Origin of the sequence: Halomonas sp. CKK8, assembly GCF_029625235.1 — a bacterium.
GTDB lineage: Bacteria > Pseudomonadota > Gammaproteobacteria > Pseudomonadales > Halomonadaceae > Halomonas > Halomonas ventosae.
In genome coordinates, this window is record NZ_CP121193.1 from 1,735,880 (window position 1) to 1,761,213 (window position 25,334).

Below are 25,334 nucleotides of genomic sequence, written 5' to 3' on the forward strand. Positions count from 1 at the left end.
GGCAGGAGGCGACGCGGGTGGCGTGCTAGGGTGCGGGGGTTGCCCCCGCTCCCCGGGGGCCCACCGAGGAGGACGGCATGATCAAGGTCCATCACCTGGAGAACTCCCGCTCCCAGCGGGTCCTGTGGCTGCTGGAGGAGCTCGGCGTCGACTACGAGGTGATCACCTATCGGCGCGACCCCCGCACCATGCTGGCGCCCGCCTCGCTGCGCGAGGTCCACCCGCTGGGCAAGTCGCCGGTGATCAGCGACGAGGCCCGGGACGGTCGGGTGGTGGCGGAATCGGGGGCGATCCTCGAGTATCTGGTCGAACGCTTCGATCCAGAGGGCCTGCTGGTGCCGCCGGCGGGCAGTGACGCGCACGAGCGCTACCGCTTCTGGCTGCACCATGCCGAGGGCTCGGCCATGCCGCCGCTGGTGATGCGGCTGGTGTTCGCCTCGCTGGGCAAACCCCCGGTACCGGCGCTGGCCCGGCCCCTCGGCCGGCTCTTCGCCCGTGGGGTGGAGCAGCAGCTGCTGGGGCCGCAGATCCGCCAGCTGAGCGACTACTGGGAAGCCGAGCTCGGGCGCAGCACCTGGTTCGCCGGGGAGGCATTCAGTGCGGCCGACATCCAGATGAGCTTCCCGCTGCTCGCCCTGGAAGACGGCGGTGGCCTCTCCGGCTACCCCAGGCAGCAGGCGTTCCTGGCGGCCTGCCGCGAGCGCCCGGCCTATCGCCGGGCGGTGGAGCGAGGCGGCGAGTTCTCCCTGTCGTGACGAGGCCGTGGCTACTTGCGCTGCCGGTCGAGTCCTCGCCGTGGTCCCAGCGGCCCCAGCCACAGCCAGACCTGCAGCACCACCAGTACCGGCAGCCACCAAGCCGGCGCGCCGGTCACCCAGTTGAGCACCAGATGGATGAAGAAGGCGGTGATGCCGGCGACGAGACCCACCAGCGTGAAGAGCAGCGGGCGGTCGCGGCCGGGCCAGCGGGTCAGCCGGCAGAGCGAGCCGAGGAGGGCACCGAAGGCGGCGGCCAGGGAGAGGGGGATCAGCAGGTCCAGCATGTCGGGCCTCGTGTCGAGAAGACGGAACGTAGCGGCCAGCCTAGCGCCTCACGGCAGGCTTGGCGCTTCGACGTTGGGGTCAGTCACCGCGTCGCAGCAGGTGGTTGCGCAGGGCCAGTTCGGCCCGCCCCAGCCACTCGTGCAGGGCGCGGGTGCTCTGGTGGAGGTGGTAGGCACGCGGGATCATGGCGTGTACGCCCGGCGGCGGGGCGCTCGCGAACTCGGTCGGCGCGGCGGTGACGGCAAGGCCGGCGCGCTCGAACTCCGCCACCGCCCTCGGCAGGTGCCAGGCCTGGGAGACCAGCGCGACATGCCCGATGCCCTCGCCGCCCAGCATCTCGGCGGTGTAGCGGGCATTCTCGGCGGTGCTGCGGCTGCGCCCCTCCATCCAGCGGACGGGCACCTCGAAGACCTCGCGCAGCGCTGCCGCCATCAGGCTCGCCTCGGCGCTGTGCTCGTCGTGCACGCGACCGCCACTGACCAGGATCGGCAGGCGGGTCTCGCGATGCAGGTAGGCGCCGTAGGCCAGCCGGCGCCAGCTGGCATTGGAGGGGGCATCGCCCCAGCCGAACTCCGGCGAGGCGTAGTCGCGTCCGCCGCCGAGGATCACGATGGCCTGGGCCTGGCGCAACTGGGCGGGGCTGGCAAGGGCCGGTGGTTCCAGCCCCTGGCGCAGGGCGTGGCTCGCCAGCGGGGTGGAAAGGGCCAGCAGGCCGCCCAGCCCCAGGGTGACCAGCAGGCCGCCGCTCAGCCGGCGAGCGCCCAGGGCCAGGCCGGCGAGGATCAGCAGGGCATTGATCACCGGCGGCAGCAGGAGGTACTTCAGCGCGTCCATGGGCGGATCTCGTTGGCGGTCATGCCGCCAGTGAACCAGCCGACGGGCACTTGTGCCAGCCAGGGCCCGTCGCGGGGTGGCGGTGGCGAGGCGTGCGGCGCCGCGGCAGGCCGGCAAGGGCGCCTGTCACAGCTCGGTCTTCTCCGGGTACTCGCAGAGGTCCTCGATGATGCAGCTGCCGCAGCGGGGCTTGCGCGCCAGGCAGGTGTAGCGCCCATGGAGGATCAGCCAGTGGTGGGCATCCTGGCGGAACTCCCTGGGCACATGGCGCAGCAGCTTCCTCTCGACCTCGACCACGTCCTTGCCCCTGGCGATCCCGGTGCGGTTGGCCACGCGGAAGATATGGGTATCCACGGCGATGGTGGGCTCGCCGAAGGCGGTGTTGAGGATCACGTTGGCGGTCTTGCGGCCGACGCCCGGCAGGGCCTCGAGGGTCTTGCGGGTGCGGGGTACCTCGCCGCCGTGCTGCTCGACCAGGATCCGGCAGGTCTTCATCAGGTTCTCGGCCTTGGTGTTGTAGAGGCCGATGGTCCGGATGTGCGCCTTGAGGCCGTCGAGCCCCAGCTCGAGGATCGCCTGGGGCGTGTTGGCCACCGGGAAGAGCCGGGCGGTGGCCTTGTTCACCCCCACGTCGGTGGCCTGGGCCGAGAGCAGCACGGCGGCGAGCAGCTCGAAGGGCGTGCTCCAGTGCAGTTCGGTGGTCGGCTCGGGGTTGTGGTCGCGCAGCCGCGCGAAGATCTCGTGGCGTTTCTGGGCGTTCATGGCGTTCCCTAGCGAGGGGGCGCCGGGGGCAGGCCGAAGAGGAGGTCCTATGCCAGGGATGGCATCGGTAGCGCCCAGGGAAGGGTTTACAGCGCCTCCTCGCAGGCCTGCCGCCGGATCAGCCCCGAGCGGTAAGCGGTCGGTCCAAGTCTCGAATCATTTAAGAGCGCTGAGCGCCTTCCAGCGCCTTTCGCGCTTCAGCAAGCAGACGGCTGGCGCTGTCGACCTGTCCCTCGGCCGCCTGGATCGCGCTGGCCTCGCCCTGGCGCTCGGCGTGGGCCAGCTGCTGCCTGGCCCGGCGCAGGGCCTGTTCGGCGGCGTTGACCGCCATCTGACGCTGGCGCTGCGGCCCCGGGCCGGCAGCGCTGCCCGGCCCCGACCGCTGGCGCTGCCGAATCAGCCGCTTCTGGCGCTCCATTCGCCTCTCCCGGGCCTCCCGGGCCAGGCGCTGCTGGCGGGCGCGATGGCGACGGCGGCCTTGCTCGGCGCGGCGGGCCAGGTAGGCGTCGCGCGCCTCGTCGGTCTCGGCGGCTTCCCAGGCGGGGTGGGGCAGCAGGTCGATGCAGTCCACGGGGCAGGGCGCCACGCACAGCTCGCAGCCGGTACACTCCTCGACGATGACCGTGTGCATGCGCTTGGACGCCCCGAGGATGGCATCCACCGGGCAGGCCTGGATGCACTTGGTGCAGCCGATGCACTCGGCCTCGCGGATCCACGCCACCAGCGGCGACTGGGCCGGCTCGGCGAGCGGCAGGGGCTCGCGGCCGGTCAGCGCCGCCAGCCGGGCCACGGTAGCGTCGCCGCCGGGCGGGCAGCGATTGATGGCCTCGCCGTCGACGATCGCCTCGGCATAGGGGCGACAGCCGGGCTGGCCGCACTTGCCACACTGGGTCTGGGGCAGTTCGGCATCGATGGCCTCGATCAACGCGGCCCGGGAGCGGGCATCGGTCTCCGTCACGGCGGCGCCTCAGCGCACCCGCTGGCCCGGTTCGGCGCCGGAATCAGGGCCGAGCAGGTAGATGCCGTCGTCGCTTCCGGCGGCGAGTACCATGCCCTCGGACACGCCGAAGCGCATCTTGCGCGGCGCCAGGTTGGCGACCATCACCGTCAGCCGACCCTCCAGGGCCTCCGGGGCATAGGCGGCACGGATGCCGGCGAAGACGGTGCGGGTCTCTCCGCCCAGGTCCAGGGTCAGCTTGAGCAGCTTGTCGGCCTTCTCGACATACTCCGCCCGGGCGATGCGGGCGATGCGCAGGTCGACCCTGGTGAAGTCGTCGAAGCCGATCTCGTCACCGATGGGCTCCTCGGCCAGGGGGCCCTTCGCCGTCTCCTTGAGTTTCTGCTCTTCCACCAGGTCCTCCTTCGATGCCGCCATCATGGCATCGATCTTGTCCCGCTCCACGCGGGTCATCAGCGGCTTGAACTTGGCGATCTCGTGGTCCACCAGCAGGGTGTGGCGGCTGTGCCAGTCGAGGGTGTCGAGCCCGAGGAACGCCTGGGCCTGCTCGGCCATGGCCGGCACTACCGGGGCCAGGTAGACCATCAGCTGGCGGAAGAGGTTGATGCCCACCGAGCAGATCTCCAGCACCTCCTGCTCGCGGTCGGGCTGCTTGGCCAGCACCCAGGGCTCGGCCTCGGCGATGTAGGTGTTGGCCTCGTCGGCCAGTTCCATCACGCGGCGCATGGCACGGCCGAACTCGCGGGCCTCGAACTCCTCGGCGATGGCGTCACCGGCGGCGATGAAGCGCGCCACCATCTCGGGCTCGCTGCAGTGGCCGGCGAGGCGGTTGCCCCCGAGCTTCTTGACGAAGCCGGCGCAGCGGCTGGCGATGTTGACCACCTTGCCCACCAGGTCGCTGTTCACCCGCGCCGCGAAGTCCTCGAGGTTGAGGTCCAGGTCGTCGACCCGCGAGGTCAGCTTGGCAGCGAAGTAGTAGCGCAGGTACTCGGGGTTGAGGTGGTCGGCATAGGTCGCGGCCTTGATGAAGGTGCCCCGCGACTTCGACATCTTGGCGCCGTTCACGGTGACGAAGCCGTGGCAATTGACCGCGGTGGGTGTCCGGAAGTCGGCGCCGTGGAGCATGGCCGGCCAGAACAGGGCGTGGAAGTAGACGATGTCCTTGCCGATGAAGTGGTAGACCTCGGCGTCGGAGTCGGGTGCCCAGTAGGCGTCGAAGTCCATCCCCCGGCGGTCGCAGAGGTTCTTGAAGCTGGCCAGGTAGCCGATCGGCGCATCCAGCCAGACGTAGAAGTACTTGCCCGGCGCGTCGGGGATCTCGAAGCCGAAGTAGGGGGCGTCGCGGGAGATGTCCCACTCGTTGAAGCCCGACTCGAACCACTCCATCAGCTTGTTGCGGATCTGCGGCTGGACATGGTCATCGTCGATCCACGCCTTCAGGAAATCGGCGAAGTCCGGCAGCTTGAAGAAGTAGTGGGTGGAGCTTCTCACTTCGGGGGCGGCACCGGAGATCGCCGAGACCGGATCGATCAGCTCCGCCGGCGTGTAGGTGGCGCCGCAGGCCTCGCAGTTGTCGCCGTACTGGTCCTCGGCCTTGCACTTCGGACAGGTGCCCTTGATGAAGCGGTCGGCCAGGAACAGGCCCTTCACCGGGTCGAACATCTGCTCGATGTCGCGGGTGGCGATATGCCCCTTGTCGCGCAGCCGGGTGTAGATCAGCTCGCTGAAGTGGCGGTTCTCCGGGGAGTGGGTCGAGTGATAGTTGTCGAAGGCCACCCCGAAGCGGGAGAAGTCGGTCTGGTGGTCGCGGGAGACCCGTTCGATCAGCGCCTCGGAGGTGATGCCCTCCTGCTCCGCGCGCAGCATGATGGCCGTGCCGTGGGCGTCGTCGGCACACACATAGTGACACTCATGCCCGCGGCTCTTCTGGAAGCGCACCCAGATGTCGGTCTGGATGTACTCCAGCAGGTGGCCCAGGTGGATGGCACCGTTGGCGTAGGGCAGGGCGCTGGTGATCAGGATCTTGCGCGAGGCGCGGGCGGAGTTCGACATGGCGGCTCAGGGTATCCCGTTGAAAATCAGGCCACGATTGTAGCCATCTTCGCGCATGGCTGCATCCGCGCCGAGCGCCCGATTGGCGCGATCTCGACCGCTCGGGTATGATGCCGCCATCTGGCGGGGCGTCAAACGGAGTGACGGCCGGCCGGAGGTCCTGCAACCGAAGTCACGCTGGAGAACCCTGTCCCCCCTCCCGGAGGAATTCCCCATGCGTCTACGTCATGCCCTGCCCCTGGCAGTGCTCGCCGCCCTTACCGCCGGCTGCGCCAGCAGTGCCATCTCCCCGACCTATACCAGTGCCAACCCGGATATCATGCGGATCAGCGACGAGCGCCCCGCCAACCCGGAGAAGCGCATCGAGGACCTTGGCTCCTACTGCGTCGAGGTCAGCGAGACCTGGAACGCCCACGGCACCACCCCGGACGGCAAGAGCCTCTGGGCCAAGGATACCGCGCGTCGCGTGGTGCCCTGCGAGTGAGCCCCTCGCGCCGTTACACCTCAGCGGCGCTTGGGCTCGTGGCGTGATCGGGCCGGCTCCCTGAGCAAGATAGGTTCCCATCTGGCAAGCCCGAACACCACGGCCCGGCAGGCGACCTGCCGGGCCGTGGTCTCTCTGGCGGTTGTGCAGGTTGCCACTGGCGTTCAGCGCAGCGCCAGCTGCCCTTCCTCGGCCTCGGGGGAGCGGCATCGGCCGGCGGCTCCCGGGGCCAGGTAGGGGGCCAGCAAAGGTTCCATCCCCTTGAGCACCTGGACGGGCAGTGCCGAGGTGAAGCGGAAGTCGTCGGACTGACTGCCGGCCACGTAGGCGGTGAGTGTGCCGAAGTGCTGCTCGCCCAGGTGGAAGACGAAGGTGGCGGTCCGGTTGCGGGCGCGGGAGTCGATCACCTGGCCGCTGCGGGTCACCGTCTCAATGCGGTTGTTGCCGGTGCCGGTCTTGCCGCCCATCACCAGCGGGGCGTCATCCGCGAGGGTGAAGCTGCCCTGCAGGCGTCGGGCGGTCCCGCCCTGCACGACCTGGGCGAGAGCCGCGCGCAGCACGGCGGCGACCTCCGGGTCCATGACGCGCCGGGCGCCAGTCTCGGACGGAACGAAGCGTGTCTCGTAGGGAGTATCCGCCGCGAAGTGCAACTCGTCGATGCGCAGCACCGGCAGGCGGACGCCGTCGTTGAGGATGATCCCCATCAGTTCGGCCAGTGCGGCGGGACGGTCTCCGGAGCTTCCCACGGCGGTGGCAAGCGATGGCACCAGCTGGTCGAAGGGATAGCCCAGGCGCTGCCAGCGGCGGTGGATCTCGTCGAAGGCCTCTACCTCGAGCATGGTGCGGATGCGCACGTCGCGGGCGCTGCGGTGACGTGTCCTGGACAGCCAGCCATAGGCCTCCTGGCGCTGCTGGTGGCTCGCCGCGATGGCCTCGCGCAACCCGGCCTCGGGATTATCCAGCAGGTAGCCGACCAGCCACAGCTCCAGCGGGTGCACCCCGGCGATGTACCCCTGGTCGCTGAGGCCGTGCCTGCCCGGCGCGTGGTCGCGGTAGAGCGCCTCGAGGCGTCGTTCTCCAAGCGCATTGCCCGGCAGCCTGGCCGCGAGGAAGGCGGCGAAGGCATCGTGGTCGGCGTCGGGAAACAGGTAGCGGTGCGCGGCGGACAGCCGGGACGCCGTGGAGCGCAGGCCATCCAGGAAGGTGGCCAGGCGTTCATCGCGCGAGTCCCCCTGGTACTTGCGCCAGAAGCGCTCGAGAAAGACCTGGCCCTCGCGGTCGGCGAAGTGCGCCAGGTAGGCCTGTCGCCGCGGGTCCTGATCGTCCTCGAGCAGCTGGCGGCGGCCCTCGCCCTGATGGACGACATGCTGCACCAGGTCGCGCAGCAGGCGCACGAAGGGCAGGTTGAGCGATTCACGCAGGGCATCATCGAGGCCGGGGTGGCGGCCGTCGTCCTCGCGGCGGAAGTTGCCGAAGGTATGGCGCCCACCGCCGGTGAAGAAGGCCTCGTGGGGGCTGGCCGAGTAGCGCCGTTGCATGGCGGCCTCGAGCAGGGGGCGAAGCCCCAGGCCGGGCTCGGCGATGAGCCGGTCGATCACCCAGCGGCTCAGCACGTCCTGCCGATCCAGTTCGATCCGGCGAAGGGCATCCACCGGCATGCCGGCATGGCGTTCGTGCAGTTCGGCGATCACCTCCAGGTAGGTGGCCAGCACCCTCAGCTTGGCGGTGGAGCCGAGCTCCAGTTTGCTGCCCTCGTTGATGTCAAAGGGCTGGCCGGTGGTGTCGGTCTGCACGCGCACCCGAAAGCCCGTGGCGTCACGCTCGAGCAGGGTGAAGCTGTAACGCGCGTCGGCGGCCCGTTGGGGTGACAGCATGCGCTCGCCGAGCAGCCCGACTTCGCTCGCGAAGGCCGGGTCGGCCAGTCGCTGCAGATACGCGCTGACCTGGCGCTGGAGGTCACCGTGCAGGGTGGTGCGTGCCGAGAGATCCAGCCGGTCGAGGTCGTAAAAGGACAGGCCCATCAGGCGGCCGAGCCGCTGGCGGGCCACCTGCAGGCCCTTGTCGTGGTCGACCTGCAGGCGTACCGGTTCCCTGGCGAAGTCGCGAAAGGTCAGGCGATGGGCCAGGGCGGCGTCGCGCAGGAGCGAGGTCACCAGGCCCTCGTCGGCGAGCAGTCGCAGGTGGCTGTCGGTCAACGACTCCAGGGCCTGGTGGCCGCTGTTCAGGTACCAGGAGGGACGACGCTGGGCGATCATCAGGGCCACCACCTGGCGCAGCGCCAGGCCCTGGGCGGCGAGGCTGTCCGGGGCATTGAAGGTCGGCACCAGCAGGCGGTTGACGTCGTCGAAATCGGCGCCGAACCATACCCACAGGCCATCCCCCAGGCCATGGACCTCACCATAGCCGGGGGCCGCGGAGAGCGGTACCGAGTTGAGGTAGTCCAGCGCCACGTCCTGGCGTGCGGCGAGCGTCTGCGGGCCGTGCCGGTAGCCGCGTATGCTGGCCGAGACCATCTGGCGCAGCTTCTCCATGGGCGAGGCGGTCAGGCCGTCGGGGGAGTGGCGATACTTCTCGACCTGGGTGGCCAGCGTACTGCCGCCGGCGGCCTGGCCGGTCAGGTCCAGGGCGCGCCCCGCCTGGGAGAACGCGGCCTTGATGAAGCGTGGCCAGTCCACCGCGGGGTTGGCCCTGGGGGTGTCGGCATCCAACAGCTGGCGGTTCTCGATGAAGAGCAGCACCTGCAGGACCAGCGGCGGTACCGCGTCGAAGTGGGGGTAGTGGCGCTGGGGATGGCGAAAGCGGTAGAGGGTGTCGCCGCGGCACTCCTCGAGCGTCAGCCCGCTCCGGGTCTTCTCGGTATAGGGCGGAAAGAAGCCGCGCTGCGTGTATTCCAGCAGAGGCTGAGAGAAGCGCGCCTGGCGCTCGATGGCATAGCCGTCGGCGAGCAGGCGCTGCTGGATCTCCGGAAGCCGGGTATAGCCCAGTCGCTGGTCGAAGGGGCCGTGGCGCGGGAACCGGATATGCGGGCTTGGCCCCGGCGCCAGGGTGTAGCGCAGGGTGGCGGCATAGCGCGAGAGTTCCTGGGACTGGAGGTGGGAGGTCCTGGCCTCGGCGACCAGCAGGGTGGCGAGCGTGATGGCAATCAGCGCCAGCAGGATCAGCCCCCGGTGACGCAGGAGCCGGCGAGGTGGTGGGGCCTGACCCGCCGGTCGCGTCTCGCGACCGGCGGTGCCGTCAGCCTGCCGGTGCACGCTTCCCCGTGACGCCGCGTCATCTCCGCCCATGTGCCACCCCCGGCAAGATCCGTTTGCAGATTGTATCCTTTTGTAGCGTAGCCGGATGCCGGGGAAAGTGGATCAGTCGGGCAGGAGAAAATCTCCACGAGTTGTGCCTGCCTCGGGTTCAGGAGGCGTGGCGAAGGACGCCGAAGTGGTCCATGCCGCGATCCTTCAGGTGCAGCGCCTGCATGTGGCTCATCACCCCCTGGTCGCAGTAGAGCAGGTAGTCGCGGTCGCCGGGCAGCGTCTGCGCCTGGTCCGGCAGCTCGTAGAAGGGGATCGCCAGGCAGGGCACCTCGGGAAGCTCGAGCGGTGCCGCCTCGCGCTCGTCCGGAGGACGGATGTCGATCACGCTGACCGCCGGCATCCGGGCCAGGCTGGCCAGCGAGTCGACGACGGTCACCTCGCCGGGCTGCCGCTGGCCCTCCAGCAGGCGGCTGGCGCGGGTCACGGTGGCGGCCTCGATGGCGGCATCGAGAACACTGAAGTCGAACTCGGCCTCGGCGGCGAGCACCTTGTCGGCGGGTGCCCGGGTGTGGGGACGGCGCGAGATGACCCCGCAGTATTCGGGCATCTGTTCGGCGAAGTGCGCGGTATCGATGCGGCGGGCCGTGTCGATGATTTCCTGCTTGTCCTCCGTGACCAGCGGCCGCAGGATCGGCAGCTCGCTGGCGGCATCGATCAGCGCCAGGTTGGTGAGGGTCTGGCTGGAGACCTGGGCGATGGCGTCCCCGGTGACCAGCGCCGGGATCCCCGACCGGGCAGCCACAAGGCTGGCCGCGCGGACCATCATGCGCTTGAGGATCACGCCCATCAGGCCATCGGGAATGGTCCGCAGGATCTCCGCGACCACCCCCTCGAAGGGCACTGAGGTGAAGTCGACGTTGTGGGAGGCGCTGTAGCGCTGCCAGAGGTGGTGGGTGACCTCCCGCACGCCGGTCTCGTGGGCCGGGCCGCCCAGGTTGAAGAAGAGATAGTGGGTCTTGATGCCGCGGCGCAGCATCCGCCAGGCCGCCACCGGCGAGTCGAAGCCGCCCGAGACCAGCGCCAGGGCCTGGCCCTGAACCCCCAGCGGATAGCCCCCCAGGCCCGGGCGGCGCGAGCGGATCAGCTGCAGCCGGCGGTGGGTCAGCTCCACCGACACCACGACCTCGGGGTGCTTGAGGTCGACCCGTGCCGTGGGCTCGGCCGCGAGCAGGGCGCTGCCCAGGCGGCGCTCGAGATCCATGGAGGAGAAGTCGTGATCGCCCCGGCGCTTGGCCCGGACCCGGAAGCGGCGTCCGGCGATGGCCGCCTTCCAGTGCGGCACGATCCAGGCAGCGGCCTCGTCGAGCGAGCCGCAAGGCACCGCCTCGGTGGCCAGAATCTCATGGATGCCAGGGATTCGGGCCAGGGTGTCCTCCATCTCTTCCACACGGCCGGCGGGAAGGGTGTCGGGCAGGCTCACGAGCAGGGCGTCCCAGCCGCCCTTGACGCGCACGCCTTCCTCCAGCTGGCGCAGGGTGTTGCGCACGTTGCTGGCGAGACAGCGGGTCATGTGCTGGCGCACGGAACGGGACTTGATGGTGATCTCGGGGTGGAGCTTGAGCAGGTAGGTCATTCGACAGGAACAGCAGCAACAATGTGCGCCCCATTCTACCAAGGGCAGGCGGCCAAGGGCAGGCCCGCTCCCCGTAATGGGGGGGCGTGCAGGTCGCTGACGTTGCTCTCCCGGCGCGTGGCCGGGAGAGGGCAGGGTCGCGGGGGGCCGGCGTCAGTAGAGCGCCTGCTCCTCCTTGACCACTTCCTTGAGCAGCTCGAGGAAGAGACGGTCGGCTTCGGAGTGTTCCTGGGGATCCTCGGGGATGTGCACGCTGGTGGTGTCGGAGATCTCGTTGGCGATCCGCGCCATCACGTCCCCCTCGCCCGGCTCGCCGAGCTGGCGGCGGGTGATCTCCAGCGACTGCTCGAGGATCTTCGGGTCCTGCAGAAGTTTCTTGATGAAGCCCCGCAGCTCGTTGATCACGCGGGTCTTCTGGATTTCCGATGAGGCCATGACGTTCTCCTTGGGTGACCATGCCGTTTCGGGGACCGGTCAGACGATACCACGTTTGCCGCCAGGCGTGGCTGGCCGGCGAGGGTGCCGTCGCGCCCGGGGTGGTGCCGCCGTGTCGGCCTTGTCCTACATCAAGTATCGGTCTTCTCCTGCCCGCCTCGCGCTCTTCCGCAGTGGACAAATCTTCCCATTCGGTTACGCTGCATTACAAAGCGACACATCATGAAATGGCATGAGGTGTCTGACGCTTTCGACCGATCCTGAGTCTTGCCGATGGGGCGCCTCGGGAGGGTCGACATAGGAAGTCGGGAAGGGACGCGCCATGGGCCTGCCATACCGCCCCATGGGAGCCGCCATAACAAGAAGATCACCTCATTTCCTGGCAGGCCCGGTCACCGAGCGACCCGGCCGTTGCCATCATGAAAGGGAACACTCATGAAACGCACTACCGATCCAGTGAGCAGCACCCGTGTTCGTCGCCTTGCCGGCCGCCTGGCCCTGGGCACTTCCCTGGCCCTGCTGCCCCTCGCCTCGGCCGTGGCACAGTCGCTGCCGGCGGGCCTGGCGGCCCCGGGGAGTACCGACCTGCGCCAGGTGGTCCAGCAGGCGATCTCGACCAACCCCGAGGTGCAGGCCGCCTGGAACGGCTTTCGCGCCTCCGGTAACGATATCGGGGTGGCGCGCGGCAACTACCTCCCCAGCGTCGATGTCTCGGCCGGTATCGGTGTGGAGGATCGTCAGCTCGACAGTCGCGGCAGCTACGACACCAGCTATGCCGAACTGACCATCACCCAGATGCTCTGGGACGGCTTCGCCACGGCCAGCGAGGTCGAGCGTCTCGACCGCGCCGAACTGGTGCGCTACTACGAGCTGCTCGGGGCGAGCGAGGAGGTCGCCCTCGAGGCGACGCGCGCCTACCTGGACGTGCAGCGCTACCGTGAGCTGGTGCGCCTGGCCCAGGACAACTACCGCAAGCATCTGGAGGTGTACAACCAGATCGAGGCACGCGTGATCTCCGGGGCGGGGCGCCGGGTCGACCTGGAACAGATCAGCGGCCGCCTGGCGCTGGCCGAGTCGAACCTGATGACCGAGGCCTCCAACCTCCATGACGTGACCGCGCGCTATCAGCGCATCGTCGGCGACCTGCCCGCGGAGACCCTGGCCCCGGCCCCGGAGCTGGACGACCGCCTGCCGGCGGATGTGGGCCGGGCACTGGACCTGGCCTTCCAGGGCAACCCCGAGTTCCATGCTGCCATCGAGAACATCGAGGCCTCCCGCGCCGAACAGCGCGGGACCCGCTCCGCCTTCCAGCCGCGCCTCGACCTGCGCGGCCGCACCGGCACCTACGAGAACAGCGACGGCAGCTACGACGTGATCGCCGACGGCGAGCACCGGGATCGCCACAGCATCGAGCTGGTGGCCAGCATGAACCTCTATCGCGGCGGCAGCGATCTGGCCTCCTTCCGCGCGGCCAGCGACCGGGTCGAGCAGGCCGTGAACCTTCGCGAGAAGGCCTGCGTCGACGTGCGCCAGACCACCCAGATTGCCTACAACGATACCCAGCGCCTGCGCGAGCAGCTGCAGTACCTGAACCAGCATCGCCAGTCCATCGACCGGGTGCGGGGCGCCTACCAGCAGCAGTTCGACATCGGCCAGCGCACCCTGCTCGACGTCCTGGACAGCGAGAACGAGTACTTCGAGGCCAGTCGCGCCTACGCCAATGCCCAGTATGACGTGGCGCTGGCCGATGCCCGTACCCTGGCCGCCATGGGGCAGCTGATGCAGACGCTGGAGGTGCGACGTGACGACCTGCCGACCCTCGCCGAACTGGGCAGCGACGGGGTGGAGATCAACCCCGACGTGATCTGCCCGGCCCAGGGCCCCCGGGGCTTCACCCTGGCCGACTTCACCGGCGGCATCGAGGCGCCGGCCCGGGCGCCGGACGTCACCCTCTCGGCCGATGCCCTGTTCGAGATCAACAGTGCCGAGCTCTCCGCCGAGGCGCGCGGCCAGCTCGACGCCCTGGCCGCCGAGATCCGCAGCATGGGCAACCTCGCCCGGGTCTTCATCGCCGGCCATGCCGACATCACCGGCAGTGATGCCATCAACGACCCGCTCTCCCGGGCGCGCGCCGAGAGCGTGGCGGGCTACCTGGTGAGCCAGGGGGTCGACCAGGGGCTGGTGGAGACGCGCGGCTATGGCTCGCGCCAGCCGGTGGCGAGCAATGCCACGGTGGAAGGGCGCCGCCAGAACCGTCGTGTCGAGGTGACCCTGGAGCGGGTCGGCGAGAACCTGGACCTCAGCGGGCACGCCTTCGACGGCAGCCATGCGGTGAGCGGCTGATCCATGACGCATCACGCCGGCAGGCGCGGCCTGCCGGCTTGCCTCGCCCTGCCGTGATTGCGGCGGGGCATATCGATTCTCGAGGTGGTTGTGTCGCAGAAAGAAGATCTGGACCCGGGACCGGGTCCCTCCCGGTCGGCCGTGCATGACGAGTTGCTCGAGTGCCTGCAGACCATCGCGCAGGTCCATGGCCATGCGGTCACGGCCGAGTCGCTGACCGCCGGCCTTCCCCTGGAGCAGGGGCGCCTGACGCCTGGCGTCTTCGCCCGCGCCGCGTCCCGTGCCGGGCTCACCGCCCGGATCATCCAGAGCCGCCTGGTGCAGCTCAATCCCGCCCTGTTTCCCGCCATCCTGCTGCTTGAGCCGGGGCGCGCCTGCGTGCTGGTGGCCCTCGATCTCAAGGCGCGTCGTGCGCGGGTGATCTTTCCCGAACTGGGCGATGCCGAGACCGAGGTGAGCCTGGATGGCCTGCAGGCGAGCTACAGCGGCCAGGCCATCTACGTACGACCGCGCTTCCGCTTCGACGCCCGCGGGCCCGAGGTCAATCGGCAGCGCTCGCGCCACTGGTTCTGGGGCGTGATCCGCGAGAACCGCAGGCTCTACCGCGACGTCATCGCCGGCTCGGTGGTGATCAACCTCTTCGCGGTGGCGATGCCGCTCTTCGTGCTCAACGTCTACGACCGGGTGGTGCCCAACCATGCCACCGAGACGCTCTGGGTGCTCTCGGCGGGGATCTTCATCGTGCTCTGCTTCGACCTGGCCCTGCGCCTGATGCGCAATGCCTTCGTCGACCTGGCCGCCAGCCGCGCCGACGTCAAGCTGTCGTCGTCGATCATGACCCGGGTGCTGGGGCTGCGCATGGAGGCGCGTCCTGCCTCCACCGGCTCCTTCGCGGCGACGCTGCAGTCCTTCGAGTCGGTGCGCGCCTTCATCGGCTCGGCCACGGTGGTGGCGCTGGTCGACCTGCCCTTCGTGCTGATGTTCGCGGGGATCATCGCGCTGATCGGCCCGCCGCTGGTGATCCCGGTGCTAGCAGGCATCGTCTTCGTGCTGCTCTATGCCATGGCCGCCCAGGGCAAGCTCCATGAGCTCTCCGAGACCACCTGGCGGGTGGGGGCACAGCGCAATGCCACCCTGGTCGAGTCGCTCTCGAACCTGGAGACGGTCAAGACACTGCGGGCCGAGAGCCGCATCCAGGGGACCTGGGAGAAGGCCTCGGCCTTCCTGTCGCGCACCGCCGCCCAGCTGCGCCTGGTGAGCTCCTCGGTGTCCAGCGTGGCGCTTTGGGCCCAGCACAGCGTCGCCGTGTGCGTGATCATCATCGGGGTCTACCAGATCATCGAGGGCAACCTGACCCAGGGGGGCCTGATCGCCGCCTACCTGCTGTCGTCGCGAGCCATGGCCCCGATCAGCCAGGCGGCGGCACTGCTGGCGCAGTACCACCAGTCCTCCACGGCGCTGCAGTCGCTCAATGCGGTGATGGAGCGGCCGGTAGAGCGTCCTGACGGCAAGACGTTCATCGACCGCCCGGTGGTGCGTGGCGAGATCCATTTCGACAAGGTCTCCTTCCGCTATCCGGAGGCGGAGCGCGAGGCCCTGCATGACGTCTCGGTGACCATCGAGCCGGGCGAGCGGGTGGCGCTGCTGGGACGCGTCGGTTGTGGCAAGACCACCCTCAACAAGCTGCTGCTGGGGCTCTACCAGCCCACCGCCGGGGCGGTGATGATCGACGACGTGGACATCCGCCAGTTCGACCCCGTCCAGCTGCGCCGCCATATCGGCTATGTGCCCCAGGATGTCAGCCTGTTCTTCGGCTCGCTGCGAGACAATATCGTTGCCGGCGGCGGCAGCGACGGGGTCGATGACGAGGCGCTGCTGCGCGCCATCAAGCTGAGCGGCCTCGACAGCCTGGTCAATGCGCATCCCCAGGGCGTCGACCTGCCGGTGGGCGAGCGCGGCCAGATGCTTTCCGGTGGCCAGCGCCAGGCCGTGGCCATCGCCCGGGCGCTGGTCCATGACCCGCGCATCCTGCTGCTCGACGAGCCCACCAGTTCCATGGACCATGCCAGCGAGGAGGCCTTCAAGGCCAACCTCAAGGCCTACGGCCAGGGCAAGACCCTGATCGTCGTGACCCACCGCACCTCGTTGCTGTCGCTGGTCGATCGCATCCTGGTCATCGATGCCGGCAAGGTGGTCGCCGATGGCCCGCGGGACAAGGTGGTGGAAGCCCTGCGCAAGGGCCAGATCGGGAGGGCCAGCTGATGGCTACCTCGAAAAAGACCGCCGAACAGCAGGGCTTCGAGGCCATCGGCCGCTTCTCCGAGGCGGGTGGCAGGCCCTTCCGGCCCTTCATCGACCGGCTCTTTGCCCGGCGCGTCACCGCGGCGCACCTGAGCCGCGACTGGGCGAGCGATGCCGACTGGGCCCGCCTGCAGCAGGACCCGATCCGCGCGCGCGCTTTTCTCTATGTGGTGGTGCTGGCCGTCGCCGCCCTGCTGGTGTGGGCCTGGTTTGCCTCCATCGACGAGGTGACCCGCGGCACGGGTCGGGTGATCCCTTCGAGCCAACTACAGCGGGTACAGTCCTTCGATGGCGGGGTGGTCCAGGAGATCCTGGTCGAGGAGGGGCAGCGCGTCGAGGCCGGTGAGCTGCTGATGCGCATCGACCCCACCCGTTTCGTCTCCAACTACCGCGAGAATCGTGCCAAGGCGCAGTCGCTCCAGGCACGGGCGGAGCGGCTGCGGGCCCTGGCCACCGGGTCGCCTTTCACCCCCTCGGAGGAGCTGGTCGACAAGGCTCCCGAGATCGTCGACCAGGAGCGCGAGCTCTACGAGAACGGCCTCGACAAGCTGGCCGAGGAGAAAAGCATCCTGCAGGAGCGCCTCTCCCAGCGGCGCGCCGAGCTCGAGGAGGCCCAGTCGCGGCGCGATACCGCCGCCAGGGAGCTGGGCATGGCCAGCCAGGAGCTCAACCTCACCCGGCCGCTGCTGCAGTCCGGCGCCGTGTCCGAGGTCGAGGTGCTCAGGCTCCAGCGGGAGGTCTCCAGGGCCAGCGGCGATCGCGCCCAGGCGGCGGCCCAGGTGGAGCGGCTGCAGTCGGCAATCGAGGAGGCCCAGGCCCAGCTGCGTGAGGTCGAGCTGGAAGCCCGCAACGAGTGGCGCACCGAGCTCTCGCGGACCCTGGGTGAGTTGGCGGCCCTGGACGAGTCCAGCGCCGGACTGCAGGACCGTGTGCGGCTGTCGGAGATCCGCTCGCCGGTGGATGGCGTGATCCAGCGCCTTGGCATCACGACCCTCGGCGGGGTCGTCCAGCCGGGCCAGGAGGTGGTCGACATCGTGCCCACCGACGACGCCCTGCTGGTGGAGGCGCGCATCGCGCCGCAGGATATTGCCTTCCTGCGTCCCGGGCAGCCGGCGACCATCAAGCTTACCGCCTATGACTTCGCCATCTACGGCGGGATCGAGGCGGAGCTCGACCATATCAGTGCCGACACCATCACCGATGACGAGGGCAATACCTTCTACCTGGTGCGGGTGCGGACGGCAGACGACGCCCAGATGCACCAGGAACTGGACGTGATCCCGGGCATGACCGCCCAGGTGGACATCATGACCGGCAAGCGAACCGTGATGCAGTACCTGCTCAAGCCCGTGCTGCGGGCCTGGGACAATTCCATGGGAGAACGTTGACTGCTCCTCTCCCTGAAGGAAGAGGATTTCCAATTCACCGAGAACCGGACACGGAGACGTGCTCCATGCCGCTTACATTCTCTCCAAGGGCTAACACCGCCAGCCCGGCGGCTTTGATGTTGATCGCAGCGTTGATGTCGCGATCGTGTTCAGCGGCGCACGCGGGACACGTCCAGACGCGAATCTGCAACGGCATCTCGGGCATCACATGCCCGCAGTCTGAGCAGCGCTTGCTGGAGGGATACCACGGGTCGATGGCTGACAGTTGCCGGCCCGCCCAGGCCGCCTTGTATTCCAGCTGCCGGACGAACTCGCCCCAACCGGCATCGCTGATCGACTTGGCCAGCCGAGGGTGGCGCAGCATGTTCTTCACCTTGAGGGACTCGACGCAGATCACTTGGTTCTCGTTGACGATCTGGCGGGACAGCTTGTGCAAGCGGTCCTTCCGGCAATCGGAGATCTTGGCGTGAAGACGCGCGACTTTCTGCCGGGCCTTGGCACGGTTCTTCGAGCCGAGCGTCTTCCTGCTCAGCCGACGCTGTGCCTTGGCAAGACGGGTCGCGTATTTCGCCGCATGGCGGGGATTGCCGATTCGATGCCCGTCGCTGGTGACGAACAGGTCTTTCAGGCCGAGGTCGATGCCCACCCTCTTCGAGGTGACAGGCAGCGCCTCGGGGTTGAACTCGCACAGGCAGCTAACGAAGTAGCGCCCCGCCGAGTCCTTCGACACGGTCACAGTGGTCGGTACGCTGGGCAGCTCACGGCTCCAGCGTACCGGCAGCGGCGCCTGGCACTTGGCCAGGAACAGTTGACCACCCCGATACTTGAACGCCGAGCGAGTAAACTCCGCCGACTGACGGTGTCGCTTGCTCTTGAAGGTCGGGTAGCGGGCGCGGCCCTCGAAGAAGTTCTTGAAGGCGGTCTGCTGGTGGCGCAGGCACTGCTGAAGCGGGACCGAGCTGACCTCATTGAGGAAGGCTGTGTCTTCAGCTTTCTTCATCCGCGACAGCTCCGCGTTCGCCGCCACGTAGCCGATCTTCTTTCGGCGTTCGCGGAAGGCATCGGTGCGATAGCGAAGCACCGCATTGTAGACGAAACGCACACACCCAAACGTCCTGGCCAGGAGTTGCTCCTGTTCTGGCGTCGGGTAGAAACGATATTGGTAGGCACGTTTCGTCATGCCTATTACTGTATAAATAAACATGCATAGATAGCAACCACCTGAGAAGGAGGCAGCGAGAACAGGGTCGTCCTGGCGGACGACGCGCTATCCCTCCCCGAACTAGAAGTACGGGGTATCTCGCGCAAATTCTGATGATGACAGAGCTCTTCGTCTGTCAGGGGCCTGACGAGATCCCGCGCTGGCGCGCGGCCTTCGACGAGGCGCGCCTGGTCACGCCACAGCAGGCCCGCGCCCAGGCCGGGTCCGGCGACGGCGTGTGGGTCTTGAGCAACCTTGCGGGCTGGCAGGGCCTGGTCTCCTTGGTCGCCGCCCGCGGGGCCACCGTCAAGGTGCTGAGCTATATGCCCAACTCGCGAGAGGCGCTGCGGGCCATGAATGCCGGTGCCCGCGGCTACGGCCATGCGCTCTCGGCCCCCGAGCTGCTGCGCCAGATGGCGCTGGTAACCCGACACCAGGGGATCTGGGTGCCCCCGGAACTGCTGGCCCAGGTCATGGGCGGGGCCTACCGGGCCCTGGGCGGGGAGTCTCAGTACCAGGATGAGGCACTCTCCGGGCTGACTGATCGCGAAAGGGCGGTGGCGCTGGCGGTGGCGGAAGGGCAGAGCAACAAGGAAGTGGCGCGCCGGCTCGAGATCACCGAGCGGACCGTGAAGGCGCACCTCGGTGCCATCTTCCGCAAGCTCGGGGTGCGCGACCGGCTCCAGCTGATCCTTCGCCTGTCCCAGCGGGAAGCGGTTTGAGCCTGCGGCACCTGAGAAGGCCTTTGGCTTGACGCAGGTCAATGGCAGGGCGCTGCCTTGCCCAACAGTACAATATTCCTTACCCGGAACCTGGCCTAGCTTGATCATATAACCCGTTCTTCTGTGGGCGGCATCACTCGCGCTTCGTACGCAGGGAGTCATCTCATGACCATCGCAACCATCATCTCCATCAGCGGCCAGGCCTGGGCACGTGACGAGGCCGGCAACCTTCGCGAACTGCGGGTGGGGGACACCCTGCAGGAGGGCGAGACGCTCGTCACCTCGGACAATGGCCGGGTGGAGCTCGACTTCGCCGACGGCCTCGGCCCCACCGTGATCGACGGGGGGCAGGAGGTCGTCATGACCCCCGACCTCGATGCCGAACAGCCGGTGGTCGCTGAGGAGGCGAGCGCCCAGGACGAGGACCTGGAGGCCCTGCTCACGGCAATCGACGAGGGGGAGGGGGACCTGCTCGAGGACCTGGATGCCACCGCGGCCGGTGCCGGGGGCGCCGGCGGTGAAGGCGGCGGGCACGACTTCGTGCGTCTCGCGCGCATCACCGAGAACGTCAATCCGCTCTCCTACGAGTACGGCCTGGCATCCCTCGGGGGTATCCCCGAGGTCGAGGGACAGGCAGTCGAGGAGCCGGGGCCCGAGGATGAGCCAGATTCCTTTCCGACCGTTGACACCATCGACCTCGACGGGGATGGCGACACGGTCTGGGAGTCGGCCCTGCCGGAAGGCAGCGGCGGCGGCACCCTGACGACCTCGGGCACGTTCCAAATCGATACCGGCACCGACCTGGTAGCGCTTATCGAGGTGCAGGATGCCGAGGGCAACTGGATCGCCGTCGGTGCCGAAGGCAGCACTATCGCAGGCGAGTACGGCACCCTGACCGTCAACCCCGATGGCAGCTGGACCTACACCCTGGACCAGAGCATCGACCAGCCGTCGCAGGGCGAGACCGGCGAGGCCGACCAGCTGGCCGATACCTTTGCCGTGCGGGTGACCGACGATGATGGCGATGTCTCCGCCCCGGCGACACTGACCATCGACGTCAATGACGATGGTCCGGTGGCAACAGATGACTCTGATGCCAGCATTGCCGAGGACACCACCACGGCGCTGACCGGCGACGTGCTGGCCAACGACACCTTGGGCGCCGACCGTCCCGCCAGTGTGGCCTTCGACGACACCCAAGCCAGCTACGGCACCTTCACCGACAACGGTGACGGCACCTGGAGCTACAGCCTCGACAACAACCTGGCCGCGGTCCAGGCGCTGGGCGAGGGCGACACGCTGACCGAGACCTTCAGCTATACGCTGACCGATGCCGACGGCGATGAGAGTACCGCCAGCCTGACCATCACCATCACCGGCCAGGACGACGGCGTGACCCTCACCGGGCTCAGCGCCGAAGGCGCCGAGCAGACCGTGGCGGAGGCTAACCTGCCGGACGGTTCCAGCCCGGAGGCTGCTGCGCTGACCCAGAGCGGCACCTTCAGCTTCACCGCCCTGGACGAGCTGGGCAGCCTGAGCGTGGGGGGGGAGAGTCTGAGCCTGGCCGATCTGCAGGCGCTGGGCACCACCCCGGTGACGCTCACCAGCGGCTTCGGCACACTCACGCTGACCGGTTTCAGCGGTGATGCGGCCGGCGGCACGCTGAACTACACCTACACCCTGGACGCCGCCGTTGATAACGACAGCGTTGCCGATGCCACCGACACGGGCTACCTGGACAGCTTCGCGGTCAGCGTCGTCGATGCCGACGGCAGCAGTGCCAGCGCCTCGCTGGACGTCCGGATCGTCGACGATACGCCCAGCGCGGAAGATGATCCCAACGCCAGCATCGCCGAGGACACCACCACGGCGCTGACCGGCGACGTGCTGGCCAACGACACCTTGGGCGCCGACCGTCCCGCCAGTGTGGCCTTCGACGACACCCAAGCCAGCTACGGCACCTTCACCGACAACGGTGACGGCACCTGGAGCTACAGCCTCGACAACAACCTGGCCGCGGTCCAGGCGCTGGGCGAGGGCGACACGCTGACCGAGACCTTCAGCTATACGCTGACCGACGCCGACGGCGATGAGAGTACCGCCAGCCTGACCATCACCATCGATGGCCAGACCGACGGCCCGCCGACTATCGTGGTCGAGGACGTTGATGGCAGCCTGACCGGTGCCGACAACAACGTGGTAGAAGCCACCGGCAACACCGTCAGTGGCACCGCCACTGTCACCGCCGAAGCGGGTATTGCCACCCTGACCGCCGGCGGTCAGGACATCACCAATGCCAGTGCTACCAACCCGGTTACCCTGGCTGGTAGCTACGGCACTCTGGTGATCACCGGCTTCGACGCCGCCACCGGTGTGATCAGCTACGACTACACCGAGGATGGCAATGCCGAGGACCACAGCGGTGGCGACGACAGCATCGTCGACTCCTTTGGCCTTGTGGTGACCGACCTGGCCGGCGAGACCGCCAGTGATAGCCTCGATATCCAGGTCCGGGATACCGAGCCCGAGGCCGGGGACGATAGCGCCAGCATTGCTGAGGACACCACCACGGCGCTGACCGGCGACGTGCTCGCCAACGACACCCTGGGCGCCGACCGTCCCGCCAGTGTGGCCTTCGACGACACCCAAGCCAGCTACGGCACCTTCACCGACAATGGCGATGGCACCTGGTCGTACACCCTCGACAACAGCCTGGCCGCGGTACAGGCGCTGGGCGAGGGCGACACGCTGACCGAGACCTTCGGCTACACGCTGACCGACGCCGACGGCGATATGAGTACCGCCAGCCTGACCATCACCATCACCGGCCAGGACGACGGCGTGACCCTTACCGGGCTCAGCGCCGAGGGCGCCGAGCAGACAGTCGCTGAGGCCAACCTGCCGGCGGGCTCCAGCCCCGAGGCCTCCGCGCTGACCCAGAGCGGCACCTTCAGCTTCACTGCTCTGGACGAGTTGGGCAGCCTGAGCGTGGGTGGCCAGAGCCTGTCGCTGGCCGACCTGCAGGGCCTGTCCGCCAGCACCCCGCTGACGCTGACCAGCGACCATGGCACGCTGACGCTGACCGGCTTCAGCGGTGGCGCCGCCGGCGGCACCCTCAGCTACAGCTACACGCTCGACAGCACCGTCGACAACGACAGCGTCGCCGACGCCACCGACGGCGGCTACCTCGACAGCTTCGCGGTCAGCGTCGTCGATGCCGACGGCAGCAGTGCCAGCGCCTCGCTGACCGTCGACATCATCGACGACGTGCCCAGCGCCACCAACGACACCGGCAGCGTGCAGTCCGGTGGCACCCTGACGGTCACGGCCGCTGCGGGCCTGCTGGCCAACGACACCCTGGGCGCCGATGGCGCCACGGTCACCGCCGTGGACGACAGCACCGCCCAGGGTGAGCTGACCTGGAACCCTGACGGCAGCTACAGCTACACGGCGATTCCCGACGCCAGCTACAGCGACGTGTTCACCTACACCATTACCGATGGTGACGGCGATACCACCAGCGCCACGCTGACCATCGACGTGACCGACGGCTCGCCGACGGCCCCGACGGTCGACGTAACCGTCAATGAAGGGGCGCTGGATCTCACCCAGGACGGTGACGACCTGGCGGCCGGCAGCGTGACCGGCAGCAACCCGACCAGCACCGCCGAGACCATCAGCGGCACGCTGGGCGCCACCGATCCCAACGGTGACGCGCTGACCTACACCGCCGGCACCTTCAGCGGCAGCTACGGCACGCTGACGATCGACGCCGCGGGCAACTACACCTACACGCTGACCGCGCCGGTCGATGGTCCGACGGCGGACGATGGCACCAACACCATCGACAACGCCGAGAGCTTCGGCTACACGGTGACCGACGCCAACGGCAACAGCAGCACCGGCACGCTGACCGTCGATATCATCGATGATGTGCCTATCATCATGGGCGCTGAGAATTCCGTAACATTCAATACGGCTAATTACACAGCGTCAGGTGGCTTGTTCTTCGATGCAGGTGCCGATGGAATCGGTGATTTGGTTTTCCGAGGTTTTACAGATGGCCAAGCAGGCGTTCTGGCGGATGGCACACCGATGACCGTTGGTGGGCAACCTGTCTACTGGTTTGGCGAGGGAACAGACACTATTACTGGCCGGCTGGAAGGTGAAAGTGGGGATATGGTTTTCTCCGCCTCATTGAATGACGATGGTAGCTATACCTTCACGACCTTCCAGAGCATTGACGCCGTCAGTAACTTTGAGATCATCGATATTGGCAGCTTGGGGATTGGTGGCGGCAATTCAGGGGCTTTCGTGGTCGGCTCCGATACACCCGATAATGACTTTGACGACATCCTGATAACCGCTGTGCAGCCAGGCGGTACGATCAACACTTCTAATGATGACCTCGGTACCGGAAATCAGTGGGTTGACACTTCGGAAGGGGTTCGTTTCGAGTTCGTCACTAGTATACAAGCTGACGCCACCTTCGATGATTATCGATTGATCACTGGCGCCAATGTCAGTTTGGCAGACGTCAAGGGAGGTGGTGCTCAGACAGACGTCCTGCTGGCCATCTATGATCAGGGAGGAACGAATGCCTTGCTTACATCTGAGCAGGAGTTCCTCGACACGGTGAGCGCCATCAGTTACATGTCAGGGGGTACGAGAGTCACTCTGAGCGGTGCCGATGAGATACAGGCTGCTGTTACTAATGGAACTATTGGGTTCGTAGAGAATTATTCTGCGAACGGAACGCTCGTATCGGGTCTGGTGATATATGGTGTTGATGAAAATTCTTCGGTCGGCATTACGGCATCAACGGAGTTCGACACCATTGATATCGTCAATTTCGATGCGCCATCTTTCTCAATAAATGGCATCGATAGTGCAGCTATTACCAATGAGCCTGTCGATATAGGCTTGAGCTATGCCGTGATTGATGGGGATGGTGATGAGTCAGGCTCGGAAGGCTTCAATGTTACTCTCAATCCCGTCATAGACGGAACCGCCGGTAACGATACCTTGCTCGGTACCGAATCCGGTGAATTGATCATTGGTAGTGAAGGCGACGACATCTTAACCGGTGGCCTTGGTGCCGACACCTTCGTCTGGAACTTCGGTGACCAAGGCACGAGCACTGATCCGGCCGAGGATACGGTGACGGACTTCACTTCGGCTCAAGGGGATGTGTTGGATGTTTCCGATCTGCTGAGCAACATGTCCGATGGTGCAGACCTCTCCGGCTACATCCAGGCAGAGGAGAGTGCTTCCGGTACCATCCTGTATATCAGCTCGGAGGGTAGCCTGACCGCCGACGATGTCAGCGCCGCCGATCAGACAATCCTGCTCAGCAATGTCGACATGGGGGAGATGGACTCCACTCAGTTCCTCCAATCCCTGATCAACGAGGGTCAACTCGACATCGAGTAACCCGTTCGCTCCCTCGCCCCAGCGCCTGGCATTGCCGGGCGCTGGCTTGTCGCCTCCCGTTGCGGCCGCCTAGGCTGCCGTCAGGGTCTTTTCAGGAGCCTCTCATGTACATCAAGCGCGACGATGAAGGACGCATCGAACTGGTCAGTCGTGAGGAGACGCCGGCGTGCAGCGAGTACCTGCCGGCGGAGTCCCCCGAGCTGCTGGCCTTCCTGATGGAGGGCGAAGTGGGCAAGGGTGCGGCGCGCTTCCAGGCCTCGGACCTGGCCTTCGTGCGGGTGCTGGAGGACGTGATCGAGGTGCTGATGGACAAGGGGGTGATCAGCTTCACCGACCTGCCACCGGCCGCCCAGGAGAAGGTGATGGAGCGCCAGTCGCTGCGTCGCCGTCTTAATGGCCTGCAGCTGGTGTCAGGCAGCGACGAGGAGAGCGGGGTGATCTAGCTCGGGCAAGTCACATGGTGCCCTGACGATACGGGCCGGTATTCTCCAGAGTACCGG

The 25,334-nt window shown here is 67.4% G+C and carries 17 protein-coding genes; 8 read left to right on the top strand and 9 right to left on the bottom strand.

Features of this window, described 5'->3' with window-relative positions; translation table 11 throughout:
* Positions 1–77: 77 nt before the first annotated feature.
* Entirely contained in the window at positions 78–755 is a 678-nt protein-coding gene (locus P8934_RS08370; protein WP_278033773.1) for a glutathione S-transferase, read from the top strand.
* Between the two features lie 11 nt (positions 756–766).
* On the opposite strand, the gene P8934_RS08375 is transcribed toward P8934_RS08370, so the two are convergent.
* The 5 genes from P8934_RS08375 to metG form a co-directional block, all read right to left on the bottom strand.
* Entirely contained in the window at positions 767–1,042 is a 276-nt protein-coding gene (locus P8934_RS08375) for a hypothetical protein (RefSeq protein WP_278033774.1), read from the bottom strand.
* Between the two features lie 79 nt (positions 1,043–1,121).
* The gene (locus tag P8934_RS08380; protein WP_278033775.1) at positions 1,122–1,877 is read right to left on the bottom strand and encodes a YdcF family protein; all 756 of its coding nucleotides are present in this window, start codon (positions 1,875–1,877) and stop codon (positions 1,122–1,124) included.
* Between the two features lie 126 nt (positions 1,878–2,003).
* A complete protein-coding gene (gene nth / locus P8934_RS08385; protein WP_278033776.1) occupies positions 2,004–2,639 on the bottom strand; it encodes an endonuclease III in 636 nt (211 codons plus the stop codon).
* Positions 2,640–2,799: 160 nt separating this feature from the next.
* Positions 2,800–3,597, bottom strand: a complete 798-nt coding sequence (locus P8934_RS08390) for an RnfABCDGE type electron transport complex subunit B (protein WP_278033777.1) — start codon at positions 3,595–3,597, stop codon at positions 2,800–2,802.
* Positions 3,598–3,606: 9 nt separating this feature from the next.
* Positions 3,607–5,649, bottom strand: coding sequence for a methionine--tRNA ligase (metG, locus tag P8934_RS08395; protein WP_278033778.1), 2,043 nt, complete (start codon positions 5,647–5,649; stop codon positions 3,607–3,609).
* A gap of 214 nt (positions 5,650–5,863) precedes the next feature.
* On the opposite strand from metG, the gene P8934_RS08400 reads away from it, so the two are divergent.
* Positions 5,864–6,133, top strand: a complete 270-nt coding sequence (locus tag P8934_RS08400) for a hypothetical protein (protein ID WP_133634948.1) — start codon at positions 5,864–5,866, stop codon at positions 6,131–6,133.
* Positions 6,134–6,297: 164 nt separating this feature from the next.
* Here P8934_RS08400 and P8934_RS08405 read toward each other — a convergent pair whose 3' ends face one another.
* The 3 genes from P8934_RS08405 to P8934_RS08415 form a co-directional block, all read right to left on the bottom strand.
* Positions 6,298–9,417 carry a transglycosylase domain-containing protein gene (locus P8934_RS08405; RefSeq protein ID WP_278033779.1) on the bottom strand — a complete coding sequence of 1,040 codons (3,120 nt, stop codon included), beginning with the start codon at positions 9,415–9,417 and terminating at the stop codon, positions 6,298–6,300.
* A 118-nt stretch (positions 9,418–9,535) separates the two neighbouring features.
* Entirely contained in the window at positions 9,536–11,011 is a 1,476-nt protein-coding gene (gene thiI, locus P8934_RS08410) for a tRNA uracil 4-sulfurtransferase ThiI (protein ID WP_278033780.1), read from the bottom strand.
* A 153-nt stretch (positions 11,012–11,164) separates the two neighbouring features.
* Positions 11,165–11,446 carry a hypothetical protein gene (locus tag P8934_RS08415; protein WP_106231644.1) on the bottom strand — a complete coding sequence of 94 codons (282 nt, stop codon included), beginning with the start codon at positions 11,444–11,446 and terminating at the stop codon, positions 11,165–11,167.
* A gap of 435 nt (positions 11,447–11,881) precedes the next feature.
* Here P8934_RS08415 and P8934_RS08420 point away from each other — a divergent pair, with 435 nt between their 5' ends.
* From P8934_RS08420 to P8934_RS08430, 3 genes are all read left to right on the top strand, one after another.
* On the top strand, positions 11,882–13,789 hold the full coding sequence (locus tag P8934_RS08420; RefSeq protein ID WP_278033781.1) for a TolC family outer membrane protein: 1,908 nt from the start codon (positions 11,882–11,884) through the stop codon (positions 13,787–13,789).
* A 90-nt stretch (positions 13,790–13,879) separates the two neighbouring features.
* Entirely contained in the window at positions 13,880–16,051 is a 2,172-nt protein-coding gene (locus P8934_RS08425; RefSeq protein WP_278033782.1) for a type I secretion system permease/ATPase, read from the top strand.
* Positions 16,051–17,478 (top strand): HlyD family type I secretion periplasmic adaptor subunit, encoded by a 1,428-nt coding sequence (locus tag P8934_RS08430; protein ID WP_278033783.1) that lies wholly within the window; start codon positions 16,051–16,053, stop codon positions 17,476–17,478. The genes P8934_RS08425 and P8934_RS08430 overlap by 1 nt, the downstream gene beginning before the upstream one ends.
* Before the next feature lie 34 nt (positions 17,479–17,512).
* Here the strand turns inward: P8934_RS08430 and P8934_RS08435 are convergent, their stop codons facing one another.
* A complete protein-coding gene (locus P8934_RS08435) occupies positions 17,513–18,658 on the bottom strand; it encodes an RNA-guided endonuclease TnpB family protein (protein ID WP_278033784.1) in 1,146 nt (381 codons plus the stop codon).
* Positions 18,659–18,792: 134 nt separating this feature from the next.
* On the opposite strand from P8934_RS08435, the gene P8934_RS08440 reads away from it, so the two are divergent.
* The 3 genes from P8934_RS08440 to P8934_RS08450 all read left to right on the top strand — a co-directional run bounded on the left by P8934_RS08440 (position 18,793) and on the right by P8934_RS08450 (position 25,277).
* The gene (locus P8934_RS08440) at positions 18,793–19,401 is read left to right on the top strand and encodes a response regulator transcription factor (protein ID WP_347403454.1); all 609 of its coding nucleotides are present in this window, start codon (positions 18,793–18,795) and stop codon (positions 19,399–19,401) included.
* A gap of 165 nt (positions 19,402–19,566) precedes the next feature.
* Positions 19,567–24,834, top strand: a complete 5,268-nt coding sequence (locus P8934_RS08445; protein WP_278033785.1) for a retention module-containing protein — start codon at positions 19,567–19,569, stop codon at positions 24,832–24,834.
* 104 nt (positions 24,835–24,938) lie between these two features.
* Positions 24,939–25,277, top strand: a complete 339-nt coding sequence (locus P8934_RS08450; RefSeq protein ID WP_278033786.1) for a tryptophan synthase subunit beta like protein — start codon at positions 24,939–24,941, stop codon at positions 25,275–25,277.
* Positions 25,278–25,334: the final 57 nt, after the last annotated feature.